The sequence below is a fragment of the Ruegeria sp. CDSC068 genome (assembly GCF_059610545.1).
Genome location: NZ_JBXWNV010000011.1, coordinates 65,898 through 86,388 on the forward strand (window position 1 = coordinate 65,898; position 20,491 = coordinate 86,388).

The 20,491-nt window shown below is 57.5% G+C and carries 22 protein-coding genes and 1 riboswitch; of the genes, 14 read left to right on the forward strand and 8 right to left on the reverse strand.

The genetic code is table 11. The features are described 5' to 3' along the window. Positions 1–13: 13 nt before the first annotated feature. Positions 14–62, forward strand: a riboswitch (SAM-SAH riboswitch). 5 nt (positions 63–67) lie between these two features. The 4 genes from metK (at position 68) to cmk (ending at position 4,116) form a co-directional block, all read left to right on the forward strand. Next, on the forward strand, positions 68–1,249 hold the full coding sequence (gene metK, locus AC2FID_RS19365) for a methionine adenosyltransferase (protein WP_496838260.1): 1,182 nt from the start codon (positions 68–70) through the stop codon (positions 1,247–1,249). 103 nt (positions 1,250–1,352) lie between these two features. Beyond that, positions 1,353–2,063 (forward strand): tRNA (guanine(46)-N(7))-methyltransferase TrmB, encoded by a 711-nt coding sequence (gene trmB, locus AC2FID_RS19370; protein ID WP_496838262.1) that lies wholly within the window; start codon positions 1,353–1,355, stop codon positions 2,061–2,063. Positions 2,064–2,131: 68 nt separating this feature from the next. Continuing rightward, a complete protein-coding gene (gene aroA / locus AC2FID_RS19375; RefSeq protein ID WP_282170746.1) occupies positions 2,132–3,484 on the forward strand; it encodes a 3-phosphoshikimate 1-carboxyvinyltransferase in 1,353 nt (450 codons plus the stop codon). 5 nt (positions 3,485–3,489) lie between these two features. After that, positions 3,490–4,116: a (d)CMP kinase gene (cmk, locus tag AC2FID_RS19380; RefSeq protein ID WP_496838263.1), complete on the forward strand. Its 627-nt coding sequence runs from the start codon at positions 3,490–3,492 to the stop codon at positions 4,114–4,116. 30 nt (positions 4,117–4,146) lie between these two features. Here the strand turns inward: cmk and AC2FID_RS19385 are convergent, their stop codons facing one another. Beyond that, positions 4,147–4,626: a YHS domain-containing (seleno)protein gene (locus AC2FID_RS19385; protein WP_496757597.1), complete on the reverse strand. Its 480-nt coding sequence runs from the start codon at positions 4,624–4,626 to the stop codon at positions 4,147–4,149. Positions 4,627–4,844: 218 nt separating this feature from the next. Here AC2FID_RS19385 and AC2FID_RS19390 point away from each other — a divergent pair, with 218 nt between their 5' ends. Together AC2FID_RS19390 and AC2FID_RS19395 are read left to right on the forward strand one after the other, a co-directional pair. Beyond that, complete coding sequence (locus tag AC2FID_RS19390) at positions 4,845–5,369, forward strand: hypothetical protein (RefSeq protein WP_496838265.1); 525 nt, start codon at positions 4,845–4,847, stop codon at positions 5,367–5,369. Positions 5,370–5,675: 306 nt separating this feature from the next. Continuing rightward, positions 5,676–7,364, forward strand: a complete 1,689-nt coding sequence (locus AC2FID_RS19395; RefSeq protein ID WP_282120713.1) for a tryptophan halogenase family protein — start codon at positions 5,676–5,678, stop codon at positions 7,362–7,364. A 95-nt stretch (positions 7,365–7,459) separates the two neighbouring features. On the opposite strand, the gene AC2FID_RS19400 is transcribed toward AC2FID_RS19395, so the two are convergent. Continuing rightward, the gene (locus AC2FID_RS19400) at positions 7,460–8,935 is read right to left on the reverse strand and encodes a sulfatase family protein (RefSeq protein WP_496838268.1); all 1,476 of its coding nucleotides are present in this window, start codon (positions 8,933–8,935) and stop codon (positions 7,460–7,462) included. A 215-nt stretch (positions 8,936–9,150) separates the two neighbouring features. Between AC2FID_RS19400 and AC2FID_RS19405 the strand changes: the two genes are divergently transcribed. From AC2FID_RS19405 to AC2FID_RS19440, 8 genes are all read left to right on the forward strand, one after another. Beyond that, complete coding sequence (locus AC2FID_RS19405) at positions 9,151–9,426, forward strand: DUF6525 family protein (RefSeq protein ID WP_496838269.1); 276 nt, start codon at positions 9,151–9,153, stop codon at positions 9,424–9,426. A gap of 248 nt (positions 9,427–9,674) precedes the next feature. Beyond that, a complete protein-coding gene (gene rpsA, locus AC2FID_RS19410; protein WP_058279471.1) occupies positions 9,675–11,351 on the forward strand; it encodes a 30S ribosomal protein S1 in 1,677 nt (558 codons plus the stop codon). 271 nt (positions 11,352–11,622) lie between these two features. Next, on the forward strand, positions 11,623–11,907 hold the full coding sequence (gene ihfB, locus AC2FID_RS19415) for an integration host factor subunit beta (protein WP_037310872.1): 285 nt from the start codon (positions 11,623–11,625) through the stop codon (positions 11,905–11,907). A 7-nt stretch (positions 11,908–11,914) separates the two neighbouring features. Next, positions 11,915–12,265 (forward strand): lipopolysaccharide assembly protein LapA domain-containing protein, encoded by a 351-nt coding sequence (locus AC2FID_RS19420; protein WP_058279540.1) that lies wholly within the window; start codon positions 11,915–11,917, stop codon positions 12,263–12,265. A 9-nt stretch (positions 12,266–12,274) separates the two neighbouring features. Then, positions 12,275–12,916, forward strand: coding sequence for a phosphoribosylanthranilate isomerase (locus AC2FID_RS19425; RefSeq protein ID WP_496735412.1), 642 nt, complete (start codon positions 12,275–12,277; stop codon positions 12,914–12,916). A 46-nt stretch (positions 12,917–12,962) separates the two neighbouring features. Then, a complete protein-coding gene (locus tag AC2FID_RS19430; protein WP_282170754.1) occupies positions 12,963–13,298 on the forward strand; it encodes a hypothetical protein in 336 nt (111 codons plus the stop codon). Between the two features lie 67 nt (positions 13,299–13,365). Next, the gene (trpB, locus tag AC2FID_RS19435) at positions 13,366–14,613 is read left to right on the forward strand and encodes a tryptophan synthase subunit beta (protein ID WP_058273173.1); all 1,248 of its coding nucleotides are present in this window, start codon (positions 13,366–13,368) and stop codon (positions 14,611–14,613) included. 50 nt (positions 14,614–14,663) lie between these two features. Further along, on the forward strand, positions 14,664–15,287 hold the full coding sequence (locus AC2FID_RS19440; protein WP_496838271.1) for a class I SAM-dependent methyltransferase: 624 nt from the start codon (positions 14,664–14,666) through the stop codon (positions 15,285–15,287). Between the two features lie 31 nt (positions 15,288–15,318). Here AC2FID_RS19440 and hmuQ read toward each other — a convergent pair whose 3' ends face one another. From hmuQ to AC2FID_RS19470, 6 genes are all read right to left on the reverse strand, one after another. Then, positions 15,319–15,639: a heme-degrading protein HmuQ gene (hmuQ, locus tag AC2FID_RS19445; RefSeq protein ID WP_058273175.1), complete on the reverse strand. Its 321-nt coding sequence runs from the start codon at positions 15,637–15,639 to the stop codon at positions 15,319–15,321. An 85-nt stretch (positions 15,640–15,724) separates the two neighbouring features. Continuing rightward, on the reverse strand, positions 15,725–16,102 hold the full coding sequence (locus tag AC2FID_RS19450; protein WP_109312566.1) for a DUF2237 family protein: 378 nt from the start codon (positions 16,100–16,102) through the stop codon (positions 15,725–15,727). Positions 16,103–16,111: 9 nt separating this feature from the next. Next, a complete protein-coding gene (locus AC2FID_RS19455; RefSeq protein ID WP_496838273.1) occupies positions 16,112–17,275 on the reverse strand; it encodes a serine hydrolase domain-containing protein in 1,164 nt (387 codons plus the stop codon). An 82-nt stretch (positions 17,276–17,357) separates the two neighbouring features. Continuing rightward, a complete protein-coding gene (gene pth / locus AC2FID_RS19460; RefSeq protein ID WP_109312568.1) occupies positions 17,358–18,038 on the reverse strand; it encodes an aminoacyl-tRNA hydrolase in 681 nt (226 codons plus the stop codon). 256 nt (positions 18,039–18,294) lie between these two features. Beyond that, positions 18,295–18,951, reverse strand: coding sequence for a 50S ribosomal protein L25/general stress protein Ctc (locus tag AC2FID_RS19465; RefSeq protein ID WP_058279479.1), 657 nt, complete (start codon positions 18,949–18,951; stop codon positions 18,295–18,297). Between the two features lie 267 nt (positions 18,952–19,218). Continuing rightward, the gene (locus AC2FID_RS19470) at positions 19,219–20,385 is read right to left on the reverse strand and encodes an alpha-hydroxy acid oxidase (protein ID WP_496838275.1); all 1,167 of its coding nucleotides are present in this window, start codon (positions 20,383–20,385) and stop codon (positions 19,219–19,221) included. Between the last annotated feature and the right edge of the window lie 106 nt (positions 20,386–20,491).

The window sequence follows — 20,491 nt, forward strand, 5'->3', positions numbered from 1 at the left end:
GTATCCCCTTGCATGCTCATCACAACGGCTTCCTGGCGTGATGGGAAAACCTTAATGGAGCACTTTCATGTCCCGACAGAACTACACATTTACTTCGGAGTCCGTTTCCGAAGGGCATCCGGATAAGGTTTGTGACCGGATTTCTGATGCCGTGCTTGACGCATTTCTGAATGAAGAACCCGAAGCGCGCGTGGCGTGCGAAACCTTTGCTACGACTGACCGGGTCGTCATCGGTGGCGAAGTAGGTCTGTCTGATCAGGAAAAGCTGCACGACTACATGGGCCGCATCGACGAGATTGCGCGCGCCTGCATCAAAGACATCGGATACGAGCAGGACAAGTTCCACCACGAAACCGTCGAGGTAACGAACCTGCTGCACGAACAGTCCGCACATATCGCCCAAGGTGTTGATGCCGCCGCAGACAAGGACGAAGGTGCCGGTGACCAGGGCATCATGTTCGGTTATGCGACCACGGAAACGCCTGCGCTGATGCCGGCACCAATCCAGTATTCTCACGCGATCCTGCGCCGTCTTGCCGAAGTGCGCAAGAATGGCAGCGAGCCCGCGCTGGGTCCTGACGCAAAATCTCAATTGTCGGTCGTTTACCGTGACGGAAAGCCAGTCGGTGTCAGCTCGATCGTGTTGTCGACACAACACCTGGACGAAGCGTTGAGCTCGGCCGACATCCGCGCGATTGTCGAACCTTACATTCGTGAATCTCTGCCCGAAGGGTGGCTGAGCGACGAAACCGAGTGGCACGTGAACCCCACTGGCAAATTCGTGATCGGTGGCCCGGATGGTGACGCAGGTCTGACCGGGCGCAAGATCATCGTAGACACTTATGGTGGCGCAGCCCCGCACGGCGGCGGCGCGTTCTCGGGTAAGGACCCGACCAAGGTGGACCGTTCGGCCGCGTATGCCGCGCGTTACCTAGCCAAGAATGTTGTGGCCGCCGGAATGGCAGAACGCTGCACGATCCAGCTAAGCTATGCGATTGGTGTGTCCAAGCCGCTGTCTATCTATGCCGACACTCACGGCACTGGTGAAATCCCGGACGCAGAAATCGAAAAGGCTGTTGGTCAGGTCATGGATCTAACCCCGCGCGGTATCCGGCAGCACCTGCAGATGAACAAGCCTATCTATCAGCGCACGGCGGCTTACGGCCACTTTGGCCGCGAACCCGAGGCGGATGGCGGTTTTAGCTGGGAACGGACCGATCTGGCCGATGCGCTGAAAGCCACGGTCTGATCCGAATTATCAAAGCGCGCCGACAACGGCGCGCTTTTTTTGTTGGCCGGTGATTACTACGCCCCTCTTGAACCAACCTCGGCGTCGCAGTATGGCCACCGCCATGAGCACCGAGACTCCACAACGCCCGCGCAGAAACTTCTATGGCCGCTTCAAAGGGAAAACCCTGAAGCCCAGCCAAAAGACCTATCTGAACGAAGACCTTGATGCACTGTCACCGGGTGCTGTCGACTGGGAAACCAACCCCGAGCGGCATCCGCTGGACCTGCAGGCGCTGTTCGATGGCAGGGACGTCTGGCTTGAGGTCGGCTTTGGTGGGGGTGAGCATCTTGTGCACCAGGCTGCCAGCAACCCCGATATCGGCATTATTGGGGCCGAACCGTATATTAACGGCGTCGCGATGCTGTTGGGTAAGATTCGTCAAGCCGGGGTTGAAAATCTGGCGGTGCATCCGGGCGATGTGCGCGATCTGTTCGATGTTCTGCCCGAGGCCAGCATCTCTCGCGCCTTCCTACTGTATCCCGACCCATGGCCCAAGACACGGCACCACCGTCGCCGTTTCGTGACGCAGGAACATCTGGAGCCTTTGGCCCGTGCCCTGAAGCCGGGGTCTATTTTTCGCGTTGCTACGGACATTCCCGACTATGTGCGCCAGACATTGGAAGAGGTGCCGCGCGCCGGGTTCGAATGGCTGTCCGAGCGTCCTGCTGACTGGCGCGAGCCCTGGGATGACTGGATTTCCACCCGCTATGAACAGAAGGCCCTGCGTGAAGGCCGTACGCCACACTACCTGACCTTCCGCCGCAAAGACTGATTGCGGCTGGACCAACCGGCCCCAATTCGCTAATCCGCCTTGAACTGATAGCGAAAACAGGAGCCCCCATGTCCGGACACGGCACGCCCATCCCGATGACCTCGCATCCCTGCGGCCCGCTGACCGGAACCGCAGAGGTGCCCGGTGACAAATCTATTTCGCACCGGTCGCTGATCCTGGGTGCGATGGCCGTGGGCGAGACCCGGATCTCGGGTCTGTTGGAAGGTGAAGATGTTCTGGACACCGCCAAGGCCATGCGCGCCTTCGGGGCTGAGGTCACTGACCATGGCGGCGGCGAATGGACTGTGCATGGTGTAGGTGTCGGTGGCTTTGCCGAACCCGATCAGGTGATTGATTGCGGCAACTCGGGCACCGGTGTTCGCTTGATTATGGGCGCGATGGCGACCTGTCCGATTTCGGCGACTTTTACGGGCGACGCTAGCCTGAATAAACGCCCCATGGCGCGGGTCACAGATCCGCTGGCGCTGTTTGGAACGCAATCGGTGGGCCGTTCAGGGGGGCGCTTACCGATGACTATCGTTGGCGCGGCTGACTCCACGCCGGTGCGCTACGAGGTACCCGTGCCTTCCGCCCAGGTAAAATCTGCGGTGCTGCTGGCTGGCCTCAATGCCCCCGGCAAAACTGTGGTGATCGAGAAAGAGGCCACACGGGACCATTCCGAGCGGATGCTGGCGGGCTTTGGTGCGGAAATCACCGTTGAGGACACCGATGAGGGCCGGGTTATCACTTTGACTGGTCGCCCCGAGTTGAAACCGCAGGTCATCGCCGTGCCACGCGACCCGTCCAGCGCGGCCTTTCCGGTCTGCGCGGCGCTGCTCACGCCTGGGTCGGACGTTTTGGTGCCGGGCATCGGCCTGAACCCCACCCGTGCGGGGTTGTTCACTACGCTGCGCGAGATGGGTGCAGACCTGACCTATGAGAATGAGCGCGAAGAGGGCGGCGAACCTGTCGCCGATCTGCGCGCAAAGTACTCGCCGGATATGAAGGGGATCGATGTTCCACCGGAACGCGCGGCCTCGATGATTGATGAATACCCGGTTTTGTCCGTGATTGCGGCAAATGCCACCGGTGTCACGATGATGGGCGGCGTAAAAGAACTGCGCGTAAAGGAAAGCGACCGGATCGACGCAATGGCCCAGGGCCTGCGCGCCAATGGTGTAACTGTCGAAGAAGGTGATGAATGGTGGTCGGTTGAAGGGCTGGGCATCGGCAACGTCCCCGGTGGCGGCACCTGCGAAAGCTTTCTGGACCACCGGATCGCCATGTCGTTCATGATTTTGGGGATGGGGGCCAAAAAGGGTGTAACCGTCGACGATGCGGGCCCGATCGCCACTTCGTTCCCGATTTTTGAACCTTTGATGGCCACGTTGGGTGCGAAACTGCAGCGAAATAATCGGTAGATTTGATGTCGGATTCAAAGTTCACAATCGCCATTGACGGACCAGCTGCAGCGGGCAAGGGCACGATCTCAAAAGCGGTCGCTGCCCGGTTTGGGTTCGCGCATCTGGACACCGGGCTTTTGTACCGCGCGGTCGGCAGACGGACCTTGCAAGGACTGGAGCCGATTGCGGCAGCACAAGCATTGACCCCCGAAGAGTTGGAGCAGGGCGATTTGCGCACGGCCGAGATTGCGCAAGCAGCCTCAAAAGTAGCCGTGATTCCCGAGGTTCGGGCCGCGTTGGTTGACTTCCAACGGGCGTTTGCGCGCCGCAGCGGGGGCGCTGTGCTGGATGGTCGCGACATCGGTACAGTGATTTGCCCCGAGGCCGAGGTGAAACTGTTCGTCACCGCCAGTCCCGAAGTTCGGGCCGAGCGTCGGTTCCTTGAGCTCTGCGCGAAGGGCAATGATATCACGCGTGAACAGGTGCTGTCGGACGTAAAAGAGCGCGACGCGCGGGATACGGAACGTAGCACTGCGCCGATGAAGCCGGCAGAGGATGCAGTCCTGCTGGACACGTCAGATTTGAGCGTCGAAGCCGCGTTGGAAAAAGCTATCAAGGTCATTGAAGCAAAAAAGCCTGCACGGTCGTAACCGTGCAGGCCTTGGTCTTTTGTGGCCAGATTACAGTTCTCCGACCGCGATGCTTTTGATCTTGGACCACTGATTGTCAGCGGTTTCGGATGTGGCAGAGACATCTTCAAGGAACGCCGCGCGAGTATCTGCGTTCAGGAACAGATACAGCTTTCCGTCAGCCACCAAGTATTGATCCGGATCGCCGTCGAATTTTTTGCCGACAGAAACGCCGAACGAACAAAACCCGCCATGCTGCGGCAGGTAGGCCGTCGGGTTGGCCTCGAACGCTTCGAGATTGGCGGCGCTCGTGAAGTAATAGGATGCGCCGTCATAAGTGGCCGAGTGGGTGGCAAAGCCATCGACCGGGTTGCCGTCGTTAACGAGAGTCACCAGATCGACCCCATGCGCGGCAAGTGGCGCACCTGCGGCAGAAATACCGTTTGATACGTTGATCTCATCCGCAGCAAAGGCCGGGGCTGCGATCAGGGGCAATGTGGCGATCAGGGTGGTAAGAACGAGAGACTTCATTTGTATTTCCTTTCCGGTTCAGAGTCCGGCCAGCAGGTCCGCCAGCCGCTGAACCAAAGCTAGGAACTAGGTTCTGAACGAGCTATCGCAGAAAGCCCTGAGTATCTTGCAGATCGTTCAAAGCTGTCGGTGCCTTCGAAATACTGTTCACCAAGCTTTGTTTGGTCAGGTCTGCGCCCCGACCCTATTGTCGGTCTATAGCCTGCAGGAGTGATGCCATGATCCGACTAGCCTTATTGATGATTTTCCTTGCCGGAAGTGCACTGGCTCAAGAGACGGCTGAGCCGGAACCCCCAATGACGTATGAACGGTTGGGAAAGATCATCTTTGCGCTCGATTCTGACGCGAAACCGTTTGGACCGGGGTTTGAGCTGAAGGTTGGGGACGTAACGGTGCTGGTCGTTACGGATATCAATGCAGACCGGATGCGGGCCATGGTCGCGATTGGCAGCGCCGAAGAATTGTCGTCCGCTGACCTTGAACGCGTGATGCAGGCGAATTTTGACAGTACGCTAGACGCGCGTTACGCGCTCGCGAATGGTATCTTGTGGGCTGCGTACATCCATCCGCTATCCCGGCTGGACAAGAACCAACTGATCTCGGGGCTGGCCCAGACAGTGAATATCGCCAAGACTTATGGCACCTTGTACACCGGTGGCGCGGCGGAATTCGGAGGGGGCGACAGCCAGGATTTGCAGCGCGATCTGATCGAAGAGCTTCTGAAAAAAGGTGAGGAAATCTGACACGCGCCCGGGAATTGCGCTTGCTCTGATTTCAAGTTGCCGCGCAGAAGCTGCGGTCCATCGGCGGCCCGGTTTGCCTTTAACGCATCGCGGTTACTTGTACTGCCCGGGGTAGGGTGCCGTGACCGAGCGTCGCTTTGCCGAAAGAAGGAAAGTACATTCAGGTCAGGGCGCGCTAGACCCTAGCTGGACGCAGGAAACCTGCTATGCTTTGCCCATGCCAGAAGGGAAGGCTGCCAAACAATCCTCAAAAACAAAAAGGGGAAGCAGCCAAAAAATCCCTCAAGCCAACAGGGACAGAATAATATGAATAATCGTTTGCGTAAGATCACTATCGTGGGTGGTGGCACGGCGGGTTGGATGACCGCGCTGATACTGGACATGGTGTTTTCACGCACCTCGGCCCCCAAGGATCGCCCGCGCATCTGCCTGATCGAAAGCCCCAATATCGCCACCGTTGGCGTCGGTGAGGCCACGGTACCGCGTATGCCGGTCACACTGCGCCAAGCGGGCATTTCCGAGCGGGATTTTTTCCGCGAGACCAATGCGTCGTTCAAGCTGGGCGTGAAGTTCTGCAATTGGAATAAGGACGCAAAGGGCAATCGCATCGACTACGTGAACCCTTTTGCCCACGGTCAGTTGTTGGAAGGATTGGAAGCCGCCGAATACTTCTTGCGCTTTGGCAATGGCGATCGGGACTTTACGCAATCCATCTCGCCGCACGACGATCTGGCCCGCCTGTGCAAGGGCGGGCGACCGCTGGGTCAGCCCGAGTTCGAACAACGGTTTGGCTACGCATATCATCTGGACGCCGTGAAATTTGCGGGCATGCTGACCAAGGTCTGCACCAAGCGCGGGGTGGAGCACATTCAGGATGAGGTGCAGGCGGTTGAGCTGGATGAACAGGGTAATGTCAGCCATCTGATGTTAGAGCGTAAGGGCCGCCACGACATCGAGATGGTCATAGATTGCACCGGGTTCCGCGGTTTGATCATCAACAAAGCACTGGGTGAGCCGTTTATGGATTACTCGGATTACCTGCCCAACGACCGCGCCATGGCGTTGCAGATTGAACATCCCGACCCAGAGAAAATCGAAAGCGTCACCCGGTCTACCGCGCTGGGCGCCGGTTGGACATGGCGGGTGCCGCTCTACAACCGTGTGGGCACAGGATATGTGTATTCATCGGCGCATCGCACGGATGATCAGGCGGCAGATGAATATCTCGAATGGCTAGGCGACAGCGGCAAAGGTTTGACACCGCGCGTGATCCCGATGCGCATCGGGCGCGTGCGCAATGCCTGGGTCAAGAACTGTCTGGCAATCGGTTTGTCTGGCGGGTTCATTGAACCGTTGGAAAGTACCGCAATCCATATGGTTGATCACGCGGTGCGCTGGTTCGCAGAACACCTGCCTACACGCGACATCGAACCATCGCTGCGGGCAAGATATAACCGGCAAATGAACCAGATGTATGATGAGGTCCTGGATTTCATCTGTCTGCACTATCGCCTGGGCAACCGCACGGATGATCAATATTGGATCGATGCGCGCACAGAGATGAAGATACCGGATCGTTTGGCCGAAAACCTGGAATTGTGGCAGCACCGCCTGCCCATGGAACACGATATCGAATTCGCCACACTGTTTAATTTCCGCGTTTATCAGACGGTTCTTTTGGGCAAGCAGGTCTATGACACCGGCTATGGGACCGGCATCCGTGATCGTCTGCGGCCGTTGAAGAAACCGATTTGGTTCCAGTGGTGGAAGGGCGCGAAGGTGGATCTTGCGCAGATCCTCAAGGCGATGCCGGATCACAAAACACTGTTGCGCGATATCCGAGGAGAGCTGGAGCAGCCCCCAGCCTTTGGTATGGCGGCTGCGATGCAACCGACCGTCGCGATGCCGGGCGAACAACTTGCACCCGTGGCAATCCAGAACATGCCGAACCTTGCCGAAATCCAAAGCGGCAAGAAGGACCTGCAACTGTTCTAGAAGGTCCTAGCGCTCGGCGCAGCTTTGCGGTGGTGGCAGCATTGAACTGCGCTGCGCGGACCGAGGACCCACTGGAGAAATGCAAAATACCTGCGCTAAAGCGCGGGTCCTTCACGCAGCTTTTCCTGCTCGGACGGGGTCGGCGTGTGATTGAAGACAAAGGCCGTGCGGCAGGCTTCTTCTCCGCCTAGGTCTTCGATTTTCTTGCGTTGATCGGCAAAGGCGCAGGAGTTGACCTCTTCGGGGTCGCAGATTTCTCGCAGACGGCGTTCCCCTTCGACCAGCGCAGCCTTAACCTGCGGGTCATTTACCCGATCCAGCGCGCGGTTGGTCTGTTCTTGAGGATCGGTTGACAGGTCGAACAATTGCGGGGGCTGTCCGACATAATAGACGTATTTCCATTCGTCCCATCGCACCATGAAACTGCCGGTTCTTGACCCACCATCGTGGTATTCGCTGAAGCCGGTTCGGTCGGGGTCGTCCGGCGCATTGGCCAACTCGATCAGAGACAAGCCGGGTTGACCCGCGTTGCCCTCGTCGGCTTCGGCGCCGCAGACGTCCCGGGCGGTTGCAGCGATATCGGTCAGATTGGTACATGTGGTGACGCGTCGCCCCGACGGGATACCCGGGCCGGCCGCGATCATCGGAATTCCTGCACTGGCCTCATACATTACCTGTTTGGTCCAAAACCCCTGATCCCCCATCATGTCACCGTGGTCGGATACATAGATCACGACCGTATTTTCAGCATGACCACTGTCGGACAAGGCTTTCAGGATGCGCCCCATGCAATCATCCATCAGTGAGGTCAGGCCATAATAAGCCGCCTTGGCTTCGCACATTTTCTGTTCGTCAAAATAGTCATCGTAGTTGAAGAACGCGGCGATGTTGCGAAGCTCTTCATGATCCGGCAGCCCTTTGCCATACCCGACCGGCAAATCCATCTGAGCAGGGTCGTAAAGGTCGTACCATTCCTTGGGACAGGTCAGGGGATAGTGCGGACTGACCAGCGACACAAATGCTGCCCAGGGTTTGTCCTGGCGGGTGGGATCGGCCAGCCAGGCCTCGGCTGCTGCGGTAATGTCCAGATCGTAATCGGTGTAGGTGCTGGGCCCGACGCCCACATCGCCTGCCAGCTCGGATGCCGAATCATAGTCTGGTGGGTTTTCGCGCAAAAGCCCAACGGCCCAGCCGACACCTCCGACCACGTGCATCGGCAGGATCTCCTCGGAGAAGCCATTGTCGTCTTGGTTGGACCTGAAGTGCAGTTTTCCAATAGCGACGACCTCGCGCCCGGCGTCGCGCACCTGCCTCATCCAGCTGCGCGGGTGCCCGTCATAGGGGGTTGCGCTGTCCCAGTTTCCTGTCGTGTGAACCCAGTCTCCGGTCGCAAGCGCCGCCCGTGCGGGTACGCACATGGGTGAAGGCGTGTAGGCGGACTCAAACATCGTTCCGCGCGCGGCCAGTGCATCCAGATTGGGCGTTTTGACAATCGGATGGCCAGCGCATCCCATTGCGTCTTTGCGGTGTTCGTCTGAAATGATGACGAGAAAGTTCAGGTCTTGACGCATGAGATCCTCCGACTTTTTCAAAGCTTCGCAAGTGGCGCAGACTTTGCTGTTCGAAACACGACATTCTTCGCAGGAATCGGGAGTTGCGCCTAACGAGAGTGGTTGCACATGGTTTATTATAATGTAATAACATAGCAAAACTATCGAGCGAGCATGACAATATCCGTTGACACCCGACAGTCTAGGTACGTGCGCGCCGATGAATGGAGCGCACAATGACTGACCGCCGAAAGAACCGAAACCTGCGCAGCCGGATCAAACGCCGCCGGCGGACGGGATCACCAATGCAGGCCTATGACGCGTTGCCTGCCGAATTGCGATTGTGGCTTGCCTCGGCTTGTTTGCCGTGGAGCCCGGCCTCGGCGTTGCGCATTTGGGATAAGGTAGGCGGAGCGAATGATCCCGATGATGCCTATTTGCGTTTGAATGCGATTGAGCAATCCATGTTGCAACGGGACCGGCGCGTTTGGGACATGGCGTGCCTGGTGTGACGGCGGCCGATGCCCTGTATTTCAAGGCTTTCCTCTTGCACATGTCGGGAATTCCGCATATACGCGCGCTGTCAACACAAGGGCGGTCAACGTCCGGATGACGTTACTGAGCAGGGCCGGGTCACCTCGGCCCTTTGTGTTTGTTTGCTCAGGGGCGCACCGGATCACGTCCGATGACACCATGAAACAAGACCGGCGGAGACAACCGCTCGGCCAGTAAAAACGTATGTAAAGGAAAACACTGCCAGATGGCTGATACAACCATGGAGGAATTCGAAGCCCTCCTGAACGAAAGCTTCGAAATGGACACGCCCGAAGAGGGTTCTGTTGTCAAAGGCAAGGTACTGGCGATCGAAGCCGGCCAAGCCATCATCGACGTCGGCTACAAAATGGAAGGCCGCGTTGATCTGAAAGAATTCGCGAATCCCGGCGAAGCTCCTGAAATCGCTGTTGGTGACGAGGTCGAAGTCTACCTGCGTGCCGCAGAGAACGCCCGTGGCGAAGCTGTCATCTCGCGCGAGATGGCCCGCCGTGAAGAGGCATGGGACCGTCTGGAAAAAGCATATGCCGACGACCAGCGCGTCGAAGGTGCAATCTTTGGCCGCGTCAAAGGTGGCTTCACCGTCGATCTGGGTGGCGCAGTTGCGTTCCTGCCCGGCTCGCAGGTTGACGTCCGCCCCGTGCGCGACGCTGGCCCGCTGATGGGTCTGAAGCAGCCGTTCCAGATTCTGAAAATGGACCGCCGTCGTGGCAACATCGTTGTTTCGCGCCGCGCTATCCTGGAAGAATCACGCGCCGAACAGCGTGCCGAAGTCATTGGCAACCTGACCGAAGGTCAGACCGTCGAAGGCGTGGTCAAGAACATCACCGAATACGGTGCGTTTGTTGACCTGGGCGGCGTTGATGGCCTGCTGCACGTCACCGACATGGCATGGCGTCGTGTGAATCACCCGTCCGAGATCCTGACGATCGGCGAAACCATCAAGGTTCAGGTCATCAAGATCAACAAAGAGACCCACCGCATCAGCTTGGGCATGAAGCAGCTGCAGGAAGATCCATGGGATCTGGTTGCTGCCAAGTATCCGCTGAGCTCGGTCCATCAGGGTCGCGTCACCAACATCACCGACTACGGCGCGTTCGTCGAGCTGGAAGCCGGTGTCGAAGGTCTGGTGCACGTGTCCGAGATGTCCTGGACCAAGAAAAACGTCCACCCCGGCAAGATCGTTTCGACCAGCCAGGAAGTCGACGTCATGGTTCTGGAAATCGACGGCGCCAAGCGTCGTGTGTCTCTGGGCCTGAAGCAGACCATGCGCAACCCGTGGGAAGTGTTTGCAGAAACACACCCCGAGGGCACCGAAGTCGAAGGCGAAGTCAAGAACATCACCGAATTTGGTCTGTTCATTGGCCTCGAAGGCGACATCGACGGCATGGTTCACCTGTCCGACCTGTCGTGGGACGAACGTGGCGAAGATGCGATCCAGAACTACCGCAAAGGCGACATGGTTTCGGCCGTTGTCTCGGAAGTTGACGTGGAAAAAGAGCGTATCTCGCTGTCGATCAAAGCCCTGGGTGGTGACAAGTTCGCAGAAGCCGTTGGCGGCGTGAAGCGCGGTTCGATCATCACTGTCGAAGTCACTGCGATCGAAGATGGCGGCATCGAGGTAGAATACGAAGGCATGAAGTCCTTCATCCGTCGTTCCGACCTGTCGCGTGACCGTGCAGAGCAGCGCCCCGAGCGTTTCTCGGTTAACGACAAGATCGACGTCCGCGTCACCAATGTCGACAGCAAGACTCGCCGTCTGGGTCTGTCGATCAAGGCACGTGAGATCGCCGAAGAGAAAGAGGCCGTGGAACAGTACGGTTCTTCCGACTCGGGCGCATCGCTGGGCGATATCCTGGGTGCAGCGCTGAAATCCGGCGACTAAGCTCAGGTTGGATTTTCAGCCGAATTTACGGCCCCGTGCAGACGCGCGGGGCCGTTTTTGTTGCGAATCAATATGTTCCAAAATTTGGGCTTATTACGGCCGTCGTTCACGCTTTAAGAGCGGATTTTGCCTGAACAAGCAAAAAATCGCGCGACTTTTCTGTAAAATGAATGCTTTGCACACAGAGTTTACGTTCCCCCGATCACGGTTTTTTCCTATACTGTCCAGAAGTATAGACATGGTTAACCGGTCGCCTGGGAGGGTAACACTCATGATCCGTTCAGAACTGATTCAGAAAATCGCCGACGAAAACCCGCATCTCTATCAGCGTGATGTCGAGCGGATTGTGAATACCGTGTTCGAAGAAGTGACAGATGCCATGGCGCGTGGCGACCGTGTTGAACTGCGCGGCTTCGGTGCGTTCTCGGTCAAACAACGGGACGCGCGTGTTGGCCGCAATCCTCGTACGGGTGAAACCGTGCAGGTCGAAGAAAAATGTGTTCCATTCTTCAAAACTGGCAAGTTGCTAAGGGACCGATTGAACGGTAAAGCCTGACACCATGATGCGTTACCTTCGATATGCTTTCCTGGCGATCCTCGGGATCGTTCTTGTGTCAATCTCGCTGGCCAATCGCCAGATGGTCGAGTTGAAACTGATGCCGGATGCCCTGGCCGAGTTGCTGGGGCTCAATTTCTCAACGTCTTTGCCACTGTTCATCGTGGTGCTGGGCGGCGTCGTGGCCGGTTTGATCATCGGCTTCCTGTGGGAATGGCTGCGCGAGCATAAACACCGCCGCGATGCCTCGACCAAGACCGGAGAAGTGCGCAAGCTTGAGCGTGAGGTCAAGAAGCTCAAGAAAAAGCAGAACGAGGGCAAGGACGACGTTCTGGCTCTGCTGGACGAAGCCAGCTAAGGCACCTTTATGACGAACGTAGCTGTAAAAATCTGCGGGCTGACCGCACCTGATCACGTGCGCGCTGCGGCTGACGCTGGCGCGCGATATGTCGGGTTTGTCTTCTTCCAAAAATCGCCACGGCATCTGGGCATTGATGAAGCCTCGTCACTGGCACAGCTGGTGCCGGCAGGCGTGGCAAAGGTTGCCCTAACCGTGAATGCGACGGACGCTGAACTGGACCGCGTCGTCGCAAGCGTGCCCTTGGACATGTTGCAACTGCACGGCAAAGAAACACCGCAGCGTGTTTCTGAGGTTCGCGACAGGTTTGGCTTGCCGGTGATGAAAGCAATCGGCATCGCCGAGGCCGAGGATCTGAGCGCAATTGACCTGTATTCCGAGGTTGCAGATCAGTTGCTGATCGACGCGAAACCTCCGCGTACATCCGAACTGCCGGGCGGGAATGGGTTGGCCTTTGATTGGCGGTTGCTGGCCGGCCGGAAATACTGGCAAAAGCCATGGATGCTGGCCGGGGGACTGACGCCAGACAACGTTGCCGAGGCGATCCGGATGACCGGTGCAAAACAAGTCGATGTGTCTTCGGGTGTCGAAAGCGCGCCGGGAGTTAAAGATACCATTAAGATTTCCGAATTCGTATCCGCCACTCATTGATCTGCATGCTGACCTCCCCCGTATATAACGCTGGGGAGGAACAAAGATGATTGCAGCGATTGGTGGGGTTTCCCTGCAACATTGGTACAACGCGCCAGAGTTCTTTTGGCGGGCCGGGCAAGCGTTGAAGCAGGCGCGAGGGGATCCATTATGCGAGCATGCGCAGATGTTCCCTCACGGTGGGCTCTACTTTTCACTCAGTGTTTGGCAAGACGCCGAGGCCATGCTGACATTTGCCCATTCGGGACCACACAGGCGTGTTCTTGAGGCATCGGACCGGTTGTCCATCACGCATGAGTTCCATCATTTCTCATGCATCGCAGTTCCAACCGAAGAACAGGCCCTGCGGATCTGGAAGCATCGATACAGACCCGCGAAATGATACGTTTTGCCATGGCAAAACCATCCACTACCTCCTATGAACAACGGGTACGACGAGGGAGACACCCATGGCCAACGATCTTTTCAATTCCTTCATGTCCGGTCCCGACGAGCAAGGCCGGTTTGGCATCTTCGGCGGACGGTTTGTCAGCGAAACGCTGATGCCGCTGATCCTGTCGCTGGAAGAGGAATATGAGAAGGCCAAGGATGATCCGACCTTCTGGGCCGAGATGGACGATCTGTGGGCGAACTATGTGGGTCGCCCCTCGCCGCTGTATTACGCGGAACGCCTGACCGAGCATCTGGGTGGCGCGAAAATCTATCTGAAACGCGACGAACTGAACCACACGGGCGCGCATAAGATCAACAACGTGTTGGGCCAGATCATTCTGGCGCGGCGTATGGGCAAAACCCGGATCATCGCGGAAACCGGGGCAGGGCAGCACGGTGTGGCCACCGCCACCGTCTGCGCCAAGTTTGGCCTTAAGTGCGTGGTCTACATGGGCGCGCATGACGTGCAGCGTCAGGCACCGAACGTCTTCCGTATGCGCCTGTTGGGTGCCGAAGTTATTCCGGTCACCTCAGGTCGTGGAACTCTTAAAGACGCGATGAACGACGCGCTGCGTGACTGGGTGACCAATGTACGTGATACGTTCTATTGCATCGGTACCGTGGCGGGCCCGCACCCGTATCCGGCGATGGTGCGTGATTTCCAGTCGATCATCGGCAAGGAAGCCAAGGAACAGATGCAAAAGGCCGAAGGCCGTTTGCCCGACACGCTTATCGCCGCCATAGGTGGCGGATCGAACGCAATGGGCCTGTTTTATCCCTTCCTCGATGACAAGAGCGTCAACATCATTGGCGTCGAGGCTGGCGGTAAAGGCGTGAATGAAAAGATGGAACATTGCGCCTCGCTGACCGGTGGTCGTCCGGGTGTGCTGCACGGAAACCGTACCTACCTGCTGCAGGATGATGACGGCCAGATCCTCGAAGGCTATTCGATCTCGGCCGGTCTGGATTACCCTGGTATTGGCCCCGAGCATTCTTGGCTGAATGATATCGGTCGCGCGAACTATGTCTCGATCACCGATAAAGAGGCGCTGGAAGCGTTCCAGCTGTGCTGTGCAACCGAAGGTATCATCCCCGCGTTGGAGCCCAGCCACGCGTTGGCGCATGTCATGAAGATCGCGCCGGAACTGCCCAAGGATCACCTGATCTGCATGAATATGTGTGGTCGCGGCGACAAGGACGTTCAGACGGTCGCCAAATACCTGAACTTTGATATGTCCGACACCGAAGGCCGTTCGGCCGGATAACGCGCGCCCGGGGCTTTGCGCCCCGGGTCTTTCATGCCACGCTGCGTGGTATGCAGGACGCGTCCAGTTCAGATAAACTCGCTCAAAAGTACGATGCCGCAGCCCCCGGCTGGGCGGATAAGATGCGTCTGCTGGGCTATTTTGATGCCTATCTGGGGTTTCTATCGATCGGTTCAGCGGATGATCTAGGCCGGAACGGGCTGGATGTGGGGTGCGGGACAGGTGCTTTTGCCGAGGCACGGGCGGTCATTCAGCCCGAAGGTATGGTCACACTGCTCGAGCCGTCCGGGAAAATGCTGAAACAGGCCGAGGGTGCGCTGGCCCTAAGGGGCGTTACAACCCATACCGCGCGATCCCGGTTGGAGGATTTTCCACCAGCCCAGCCTTTTGATTGCGTTCTGGCAGCCCATGTCCTTGAACATTGCGATAACCCTACCGATGCCCTGCGCCACATGCGCAGGCAGGCCGCGCCAGCGGCAAAGCTGTGGTTGGTCGTCAGTAAACCACACTGGTGCAACGCGATTATTTGGCTTCAATGGCGTCACCGGTCGTACAGACCGCAACAGGTGGCCAAGATGCTTAAGGAGGCGGGGTGGGTGTTGGAGGCGGAGCACAGTTTTCCAACTGGTCCGCCCTCGCGCACATCGCGCGGCTATCTGGCGCGCGCCGTGTAATCATCAATCCGGTGTTGGCGACATGGATTGATCAGTTCTGATACAAAACCGTTTCGAACCCCTCGAACTGAGGTGGTCCGATCAGAGCCGACTGCGTCTTGCCGTTGCCAGCGTTTTTGTGCGCGTCCCGGAATTGTTGGGATTTGGTCCAGGCCGCGAAATCGCTGCGATTGTCCCAAATCACGTGGCTGGAATACAGCCGATACCCGTCGCCCTCGGGGCCTTTCAGAAGGCGGAACTCCTGAAATCCTTGCAGTTCTTTCAACCGGCTTTCGCGGTCTTTCCAAACGGATTCGAAATCGGCTTCGCTGCCCAAACGGACTTTGAAGCGGTTCATGGCGATAAAGCTCATAGCCTACCTCGTTTTTTGACGGTTTCGCGCTTGCTAAACAAAGTGTCGGCTGGCGGGTTTCTTTGATGTCTTTTTACCCCTGAGGTCAATCAGGTTCGACGGCATTTTCGCGTAAGATTCCAATAGGGACGATGTCCAGTGCCCGCTGATGCGTGGCCTCCAGATCAACCTTGGGCGCGCAGCCCTCGTCATGGGCCTGCAGGAAGCGCCCGGCACACAGGCACCAGTTGTCACCGGGCTTGAGACCGGGAAAATCGAACTCGGGGCGCGGTGTGCTCAGGTCATTGCCGACATACTTGGAATAGGCCAGAAACTCGGCCGTCATTACGGCGCAGACCGTGTGACTGCCCTGATCTTCGGCGCAGGTGTTACAGGCCCCGTCCCGAAAAAAACCGGTCTGTGGATCGCGGGAGCAGGGGGCAAGGACGCCCCCCAGAACGTTTATGCTGTCCAGTTTTTGCATGGGCACACCTTACAGGCTTTGGGCGATTGTGCGGAACATTTCTATGTTTGTTTCGTTGACGCCATCGTCACGGAAACTGCGATCAGCCCCGGTTGAAACGATAACAACACCGCGCGGTTGGTCGAAATAGATGTACTGACCATAAACACCACGGGCCAGAAACTCGCCTTCATGCGCGCCGACGGGGATCCACCACTGGTAGCCATACCCGATCTCTCCGGCTTCGGTCGGGGCGCTCGGAAAAACGGATTCCGCAATCCATTCGGCGGGCACGATCTGCTGGCCATTATGCTCGCCGTTTTGCAGGATCATCTGTCCAAACCGGGCAAAGTCGCGAGTAGTGAAGTTCAACCCGCCCAAGACGAAAGCCACGCCAGCACCGTCGGTGACATAGTAGCCGTCGCGTTCAAGGCCCAGAGGTTCAATGATCTTTTCGGTCAGCAAGTCAGCCACAGACCGATCCGTCGCACCGCGAACAACCATGCCGATAACGTGTGTGTCGATCGAGACATATTGCCATGTCTCGCCGGGCTCGACGAAGGTTTCGTTCAGCGCGGCGGCAAAGTCATCCAGCTCTCCACCCAGGGCGACGACGCGACCCATTCGGTTGATGTCGGAGTTGTAGTCCAGATAGTCCTCGTCGAAGGTCACACCGCTGGCCATGTTCAGAACATTGCGGATCGTTGCGCCGTCATAAGCGGTGCCCTGCAGTTTCGGGGCGTATTTGACCACCGGATCGTCCAGCGAGTCGATGGCGCCTTCGGCCATCAGGATGCCGAACAGGGCGGACAGATAGCTTTTGGCGACCGACCAGGATATCCGGCGATCCTCGGGGGCGGTCCCCAAATAGTATTCTTCGAACCTGATCTGCCCGTCCTGCATCACCAGCAAAGAGGTTACAGCCCGGTCTTCGACCCATTTGTCCGTGCCCTCGGGCAGGTCAAAACCGGGGCCGTAGGGCAGTTCGAATGTCGCACCTTCCCCCCTTGGCAGGTCGACAGTCAGGAAGGCGTCATCCATGTGAGAGAAGTTGTAAATGATCTTTTCTTTGGAAAACAAAGAGTTCACTGCCATCAGGCGCTGAATCTCTTCGCGCTTCCAATAGCCTACAACCACTGCTGCCAGCACCAACATCAAAACGATGCGCAGCACCCATTTCATCAGGGTTCGCATATGTTACCTCCCGCTTTTGGTGTGCATTGGAGCGCGGACTGGCGCAGTTCGCAATTGAGACGTAGCGGCAACATCGTTGGCCTTACTTGAACTTGTCCATCAGTTTTTGCATGGCGGACCTGGTGTCCGCCTCGGGTTCAGGGGTAGCTGCAGCGACCGATTTCGAGGAGGCCGCAGCGGTTTTTGATGACCGTGGCGGTGCGGTGCGTAATGCGACCGCGTTCATGAATTTGCCACCATCGCCATCTGCCAAATGACCGGCACCGTCGGAAACCCCCCGTAAGACGTCTTCCAGCCAATCCGAATCTGCCTTAGCAAAGTCACTCAGGACATAAGGCGAGACCAGTTCCTTACGGCCCGGATGCCCAATGCCCAGACGAACTCGATCATAGGCCGGGCTGATATGGTCATGAATCGACCGCAGACCGTTATGCCCAGCGTGACCTCCACCTGCTTTCGCACGCACCTTACCGGGCGCAAGATCCAGCTCGTCATGAAAAACGGTCACATCTGTCGAGTCCAGCTTATAGAAGCGCATGGCCTCACCCACGGATTGACCCGAGCGGTTCATGAAGGTTTGCGGCTTGACCAGCAGCACCTTTTCCGAGCCTAACCGCCCTTCGGCGATTTCTGCCTGAAACTTTGATTTCCACGGGCCGAAACCGTGATCGCCGGCAATCCTGTCCAGTGCCATAAAGCCGATATTGTGCCGGTTCCGGGCATATTTCTGCCCCGGATTGCCCAGTCCGACAAAAAGTTTCATGGTTCTGCTCCGCGCGTCATTGTACGACTTGTTTCCTCATGCCTCGAATTGGATCGGAATTCCAGTGAGACTTCGTCTGCCATTGCCTGTCGCTAACAGCAGCAGGTGAGGCGCGCCTGGCCAGTAGGGGCCGTGATTTCAATCCGCCAGAGTGAATGCCGGAGCCGGCGGCAAGCTAGCGCGAAGATCCGCATTCGACAAAAAAACGGGGCTCCAAAGGAGCCCCGTTTCAAATTCAAGGTACTGAAACCTGAACTTATTCTTCGGCTTCCTGACCGACGACTTCAACTTCGTCTACGGCCACTTCGCCCTCTTCACCCTCTTCGTCATCATCCGTTACCAGACCGGTCGGTGCCGAGATGTTCGCGATCACGAAGTCACGATCGATGGTCGGCTTGGTGCCTTCGGGCAGGTCGACCGACGAAATGGTGGCAACGTCGTTGATGTTCATGCCGGTCACGTCAACAGTGATCTTCTCAGGAATATCACCTGCGGTGCACAGCAGTTCGACTTCCGGACGGACAACGGTCAGAACGCCGCCCTTCTTGATGCCGGGTGCTTCTTCCTCGTTGATGAACTCAACCGGGATAAACAGCGCGATCTTGGTGGTGCGACGCAGGCGCATCAGATCCAGGTGGGTCGGCAGGTCTTTGACGACGTCACGCTGAACGTCGCGGCAGATGACGCGAACGTCTTCCTGGCCTTCAACTTTCAGGTTCCACAGGGTCGACTTGAACCGGCCAGCTTTCAGGCGCTTGAACAGTTCGTTGAACGGGATCTGAATCGGCAGCGGTTCTTTGTCGCCACCAAATACAATGCCCGGAACCATGCCGTCGCGGCGTGCCTGACGAGCGGCGCCCTTGCCTGTCCCCGTCCGTTCCAGAGCTACGAGATCAGGAATCTCTCCAGCCATGATAATTCTCCAATGTTAGGGCGGGCATCCTCCAAGGCTGTATGCCCGCGTGAAGCCGCGTCCTTAGCTTGAATTGTCAGGTTTGAAAAGGGGTTTTTAGCGGTCTTCATACTTTGCGAGGCTCTGCCTCGCGCTCCGGGATATTTGGGGCCAGATGAAGAGCTGATCCCCAGCTTCATCTGGCAAAAAATATCCCAGGGGATTCGCAGTTTGCTGCAGTGGGCGTAGAGCCCCGTTTAACATGGTTTGCTGCAAGGTTTTGCGAGATCAGGCCTGCCAACGACCGCCGAAATCCTCGGGGATCAGCAGGTTGTGACGACCCAGACTACTCACATCCCGCTCGCCGCACAGGGCCATCGTGGTATCCAGCTCTTTGTGGATGATATCCAGCGCGGTGGTGACACCTTGTTGGCCCATCGCACCCAGCCCATAGACAAAAGCGCGACCGATGTAAGTGCCTTTGGCCCCAAGTGCCAGCGCTTTGAGAACGTCCTGCCCGGACCGGATGCCGCTGTCCAGATGGACTTCGACGTCGTCACCAACTGCGTCCATGATTTCAGGCAAAACGCGGATCGAACTGAGCGCCCCGTCCAACTGTCGCCCGCCGTGGTTTGAAACAACGATGGCATCTGCGCCCAGCTTAGCCGCCATCTTCGCGTCTTCGGCATCCAGAATGCCTTTCAGGATCACCTTGCCGCCCCATTTTTCCATCAGCTTTTCGACCTTTTTCCAATCGAGGCTGGGGTCGAATTGCTCGGCCGTCCACGCGCCCAGCGATGAGGCGTCAGAAACGCCTTCGGCATGACCAACGATATTGCCAAATTCGCGCCGATGTGCGCCCAGCATTTCTATCCCCCAAGCCCATTTAGTCATGAGGTTTGCGATTGTCTTGGCAGTCAGTTTCGGAGGCGCGGACAAGCCATTTTTCAGATCTTTATGGCGCTGCCCCAGAATTTGCAGGTCCAGGGTGATCACCAATGCGGAACAATTGGCATCCTTGGCGCGCTGTATCAGGCGACCGACGTAATCCTGATCCTTCATTGCATAAAGCTGAAACCAAAAGGGTTTGCTTGTATGCCCTGCGACATCCTCGATCGAGTTGATCGACATGGTCGACAGGGTGAAGGGCACGCCGAACTCCTCGGCAGCCTTTGCGGCCTTCATCTCACCGTCCGCGTGCTGCATGCCTGTCAGGCCAACTGGGGCCAGAGCCACCGGCATCGCAACATCCTGCCCGATCATCTGCGTTGCAGTCGAGCGTCCGTCCATGTCCACGGCGACCCGCTGGCGCAGCCTGATATCTTCGAAATCCGAGCTGTTCTCGCGGAAGGTTTGTTCGGTCCAACTGCCGCTTTCGGCATAGTCGAAAAACATGCGCGGCACGCGGCGTTCGTAGATGCGTTTCAGGTCGTCGATATTGGTAATAACGGGCATTTGTTTCGGCCTTCGCGGAATTGGTTCTTTTTGTTACCAACCATTTGAGGCCCTCGCAACGTCGGGACTTTGCGATGCGACGCCACGAATTCCGGGCAAGAAAAAA

What these genes read in the sequence shown, in the direction of transcription:
- aroA (WP_282170746.1), top strand. Translation starts at nt 2,132, where the DNA reads ATGTCCGGACACGGCACGCCCATCCCGATGACCTCGCATCCCTGCGGC.
- AC2FID_RS19455 (WP_496838273.1), bottom strand. Translation starts at nt 17,275, where the DNA reads ATGCGAACCCTGATGAAATGGGTGCTGCGCATCGTTTTGATGTTGGTG.
- ihfB (WP_037310872.1), top strand. Translation starts at nt 11,623, where the DNA reads ATGATCCGTTCAGAACTGATTCAGAAAATCGCCGACGAAAACCCGCAT.
- cmk (WP_496838263.1), top strand. Translation starts at nt 3,490, where the DNA reads ATGTCGGATTCAAAGTTCACAATCGCCATTGACGGACCAGCTGCAGCG.
- AC2FID_RS19430 (WP_282170754.1), top strand. Translation starts at nt 12,963, where the DNA reads ATGATTGCAGCGATTGGTGGGGTTTCCCTGCAACATTGGTACAACGCG.
- AC2FID_RS19465 (WP_058279479.1), bottom strand. Translation starts at nt 18,951, where the DNA reads ATGGCTGGAGAGATTCCTGATCTCGTAGCTCTGGAACGGACGGGGACA.
- metK (WP_496838260.1), top strand. Translation starts at nt 68, where the DNA reads ATGTCCCGACAGAACTACACATTTACTTCGGAGTCCGTTTCCGAAGGG.
- AC2FID_RS19390 (WP_496838265.1), top strand. Translation starts at nt 4,845, where the DNA reads ATGATCCGACTAGCCTTATTGATGATTTTCCTTGCCGGAAGTGCACTG.
- AC2FID_RS19425 (WP_496735412.1), top strand. Translation starts at nt 12,275, where the DNA reads ATGACGAACGTAGCTGTAAAAATCTGCGGGCTGACCGCACCTGATCAC.
- AC2FID_RS19395 (WP_282120713.1), top strand. Translation starts at nt 5,676, where the DNA reads ATGAATAATCGTTTGCGTAAGATCACTATCGTGGGTGGTGGCACGGCG.
- rpsA (WP_058279471.1), top strand. Translation starts at nt 9,675, where the DNA reads ATGGCTGATACAACCATGGAGGAATTCGAAGCCCTCCTGAACGAAAGC.
- AC2FID_RS19420 (WP_058279540.1), top strand. Translation starts at nt 11,915, where the DNA reads ATGCGTTACCTTCGATATGCTTTCCTGGCGATCCTCGGGATCGTTCTT.
- AC2FID_RS19440 (WP_496838271.1), top strand. Translation starts at nt 14,664, where the DNA reads ATGCAGGACGCGTCCAGTTCAGATAAACTCGCTCAAAAGTACGATGCC.
- AC2FID_RS19470 (WP_496838275.1), bottom strand. Translation starts at nt 20,385, where the DNA reads ATGCCCGTTATTACCAATATCGACGACCTGAAACGCATCTACGAACGC.
- AC2FID_RS19385 (WP_496757597.1), bottom strand. Translation starts at nt 4,626, where the DNA reads ATGAAGTCTCTCGTTCTTACCACCCTGATCGCCACATTGCCCCTGATC.
- hmuQ (WP_058273175.1), bottom strand. Translation starts at nt 15,639, where the DNA reads ATGAGCTTTATCGCCATGAACCGCTTCAAAGTCCGTTTGGGCAGCGAA.
- AC2FID_RS19405 (WP_496838269.1), top strand. Translation starts at nt 9,151, where the DNA reads ATGACTGACCGCCGAAAGAACCGAAACCTGCGCAGCCGGATCAAACGC.
- trpB (WP_058273173.1), top strand. Translation starts at nt 13,366, where the DNA reads ATGGCCAACGATCTTTTCAATTCCTTCATGTCCGGTCCCGACGAGCAA.
- pth (WP_109312568.1), bottom strand. Translation starts at nt 18,038, where the DNA reads ATGAAACTTTTTGTCGGACTGGGCAATCCGGGGCAGAAATATGCCCGG.
- AC2FID_RS19450 (WP_109312566.1), bottom strand. Translation starts at nt 16,102, where the DNA reads ATGCAAAAACTGGACAGCATAAACGTTCTGGGGGGCGTCCTTGCCCCC.
- trmB (WP_496838262.1), top strand. Translation starts at nt 1,353, where the DNA reads ATGAGCACCGAGACTCCACAACGCCCGCGCAGAAACTTCTATGGCCGC.
- AC2FID_RS19400 (WP_496838268.1), bottom strand. Translation starts at nt 8,935, where the DNA reads ATGCGTCAAGACCTGAACTTTCTCGTCATCATTTCAGACGAACACCGC.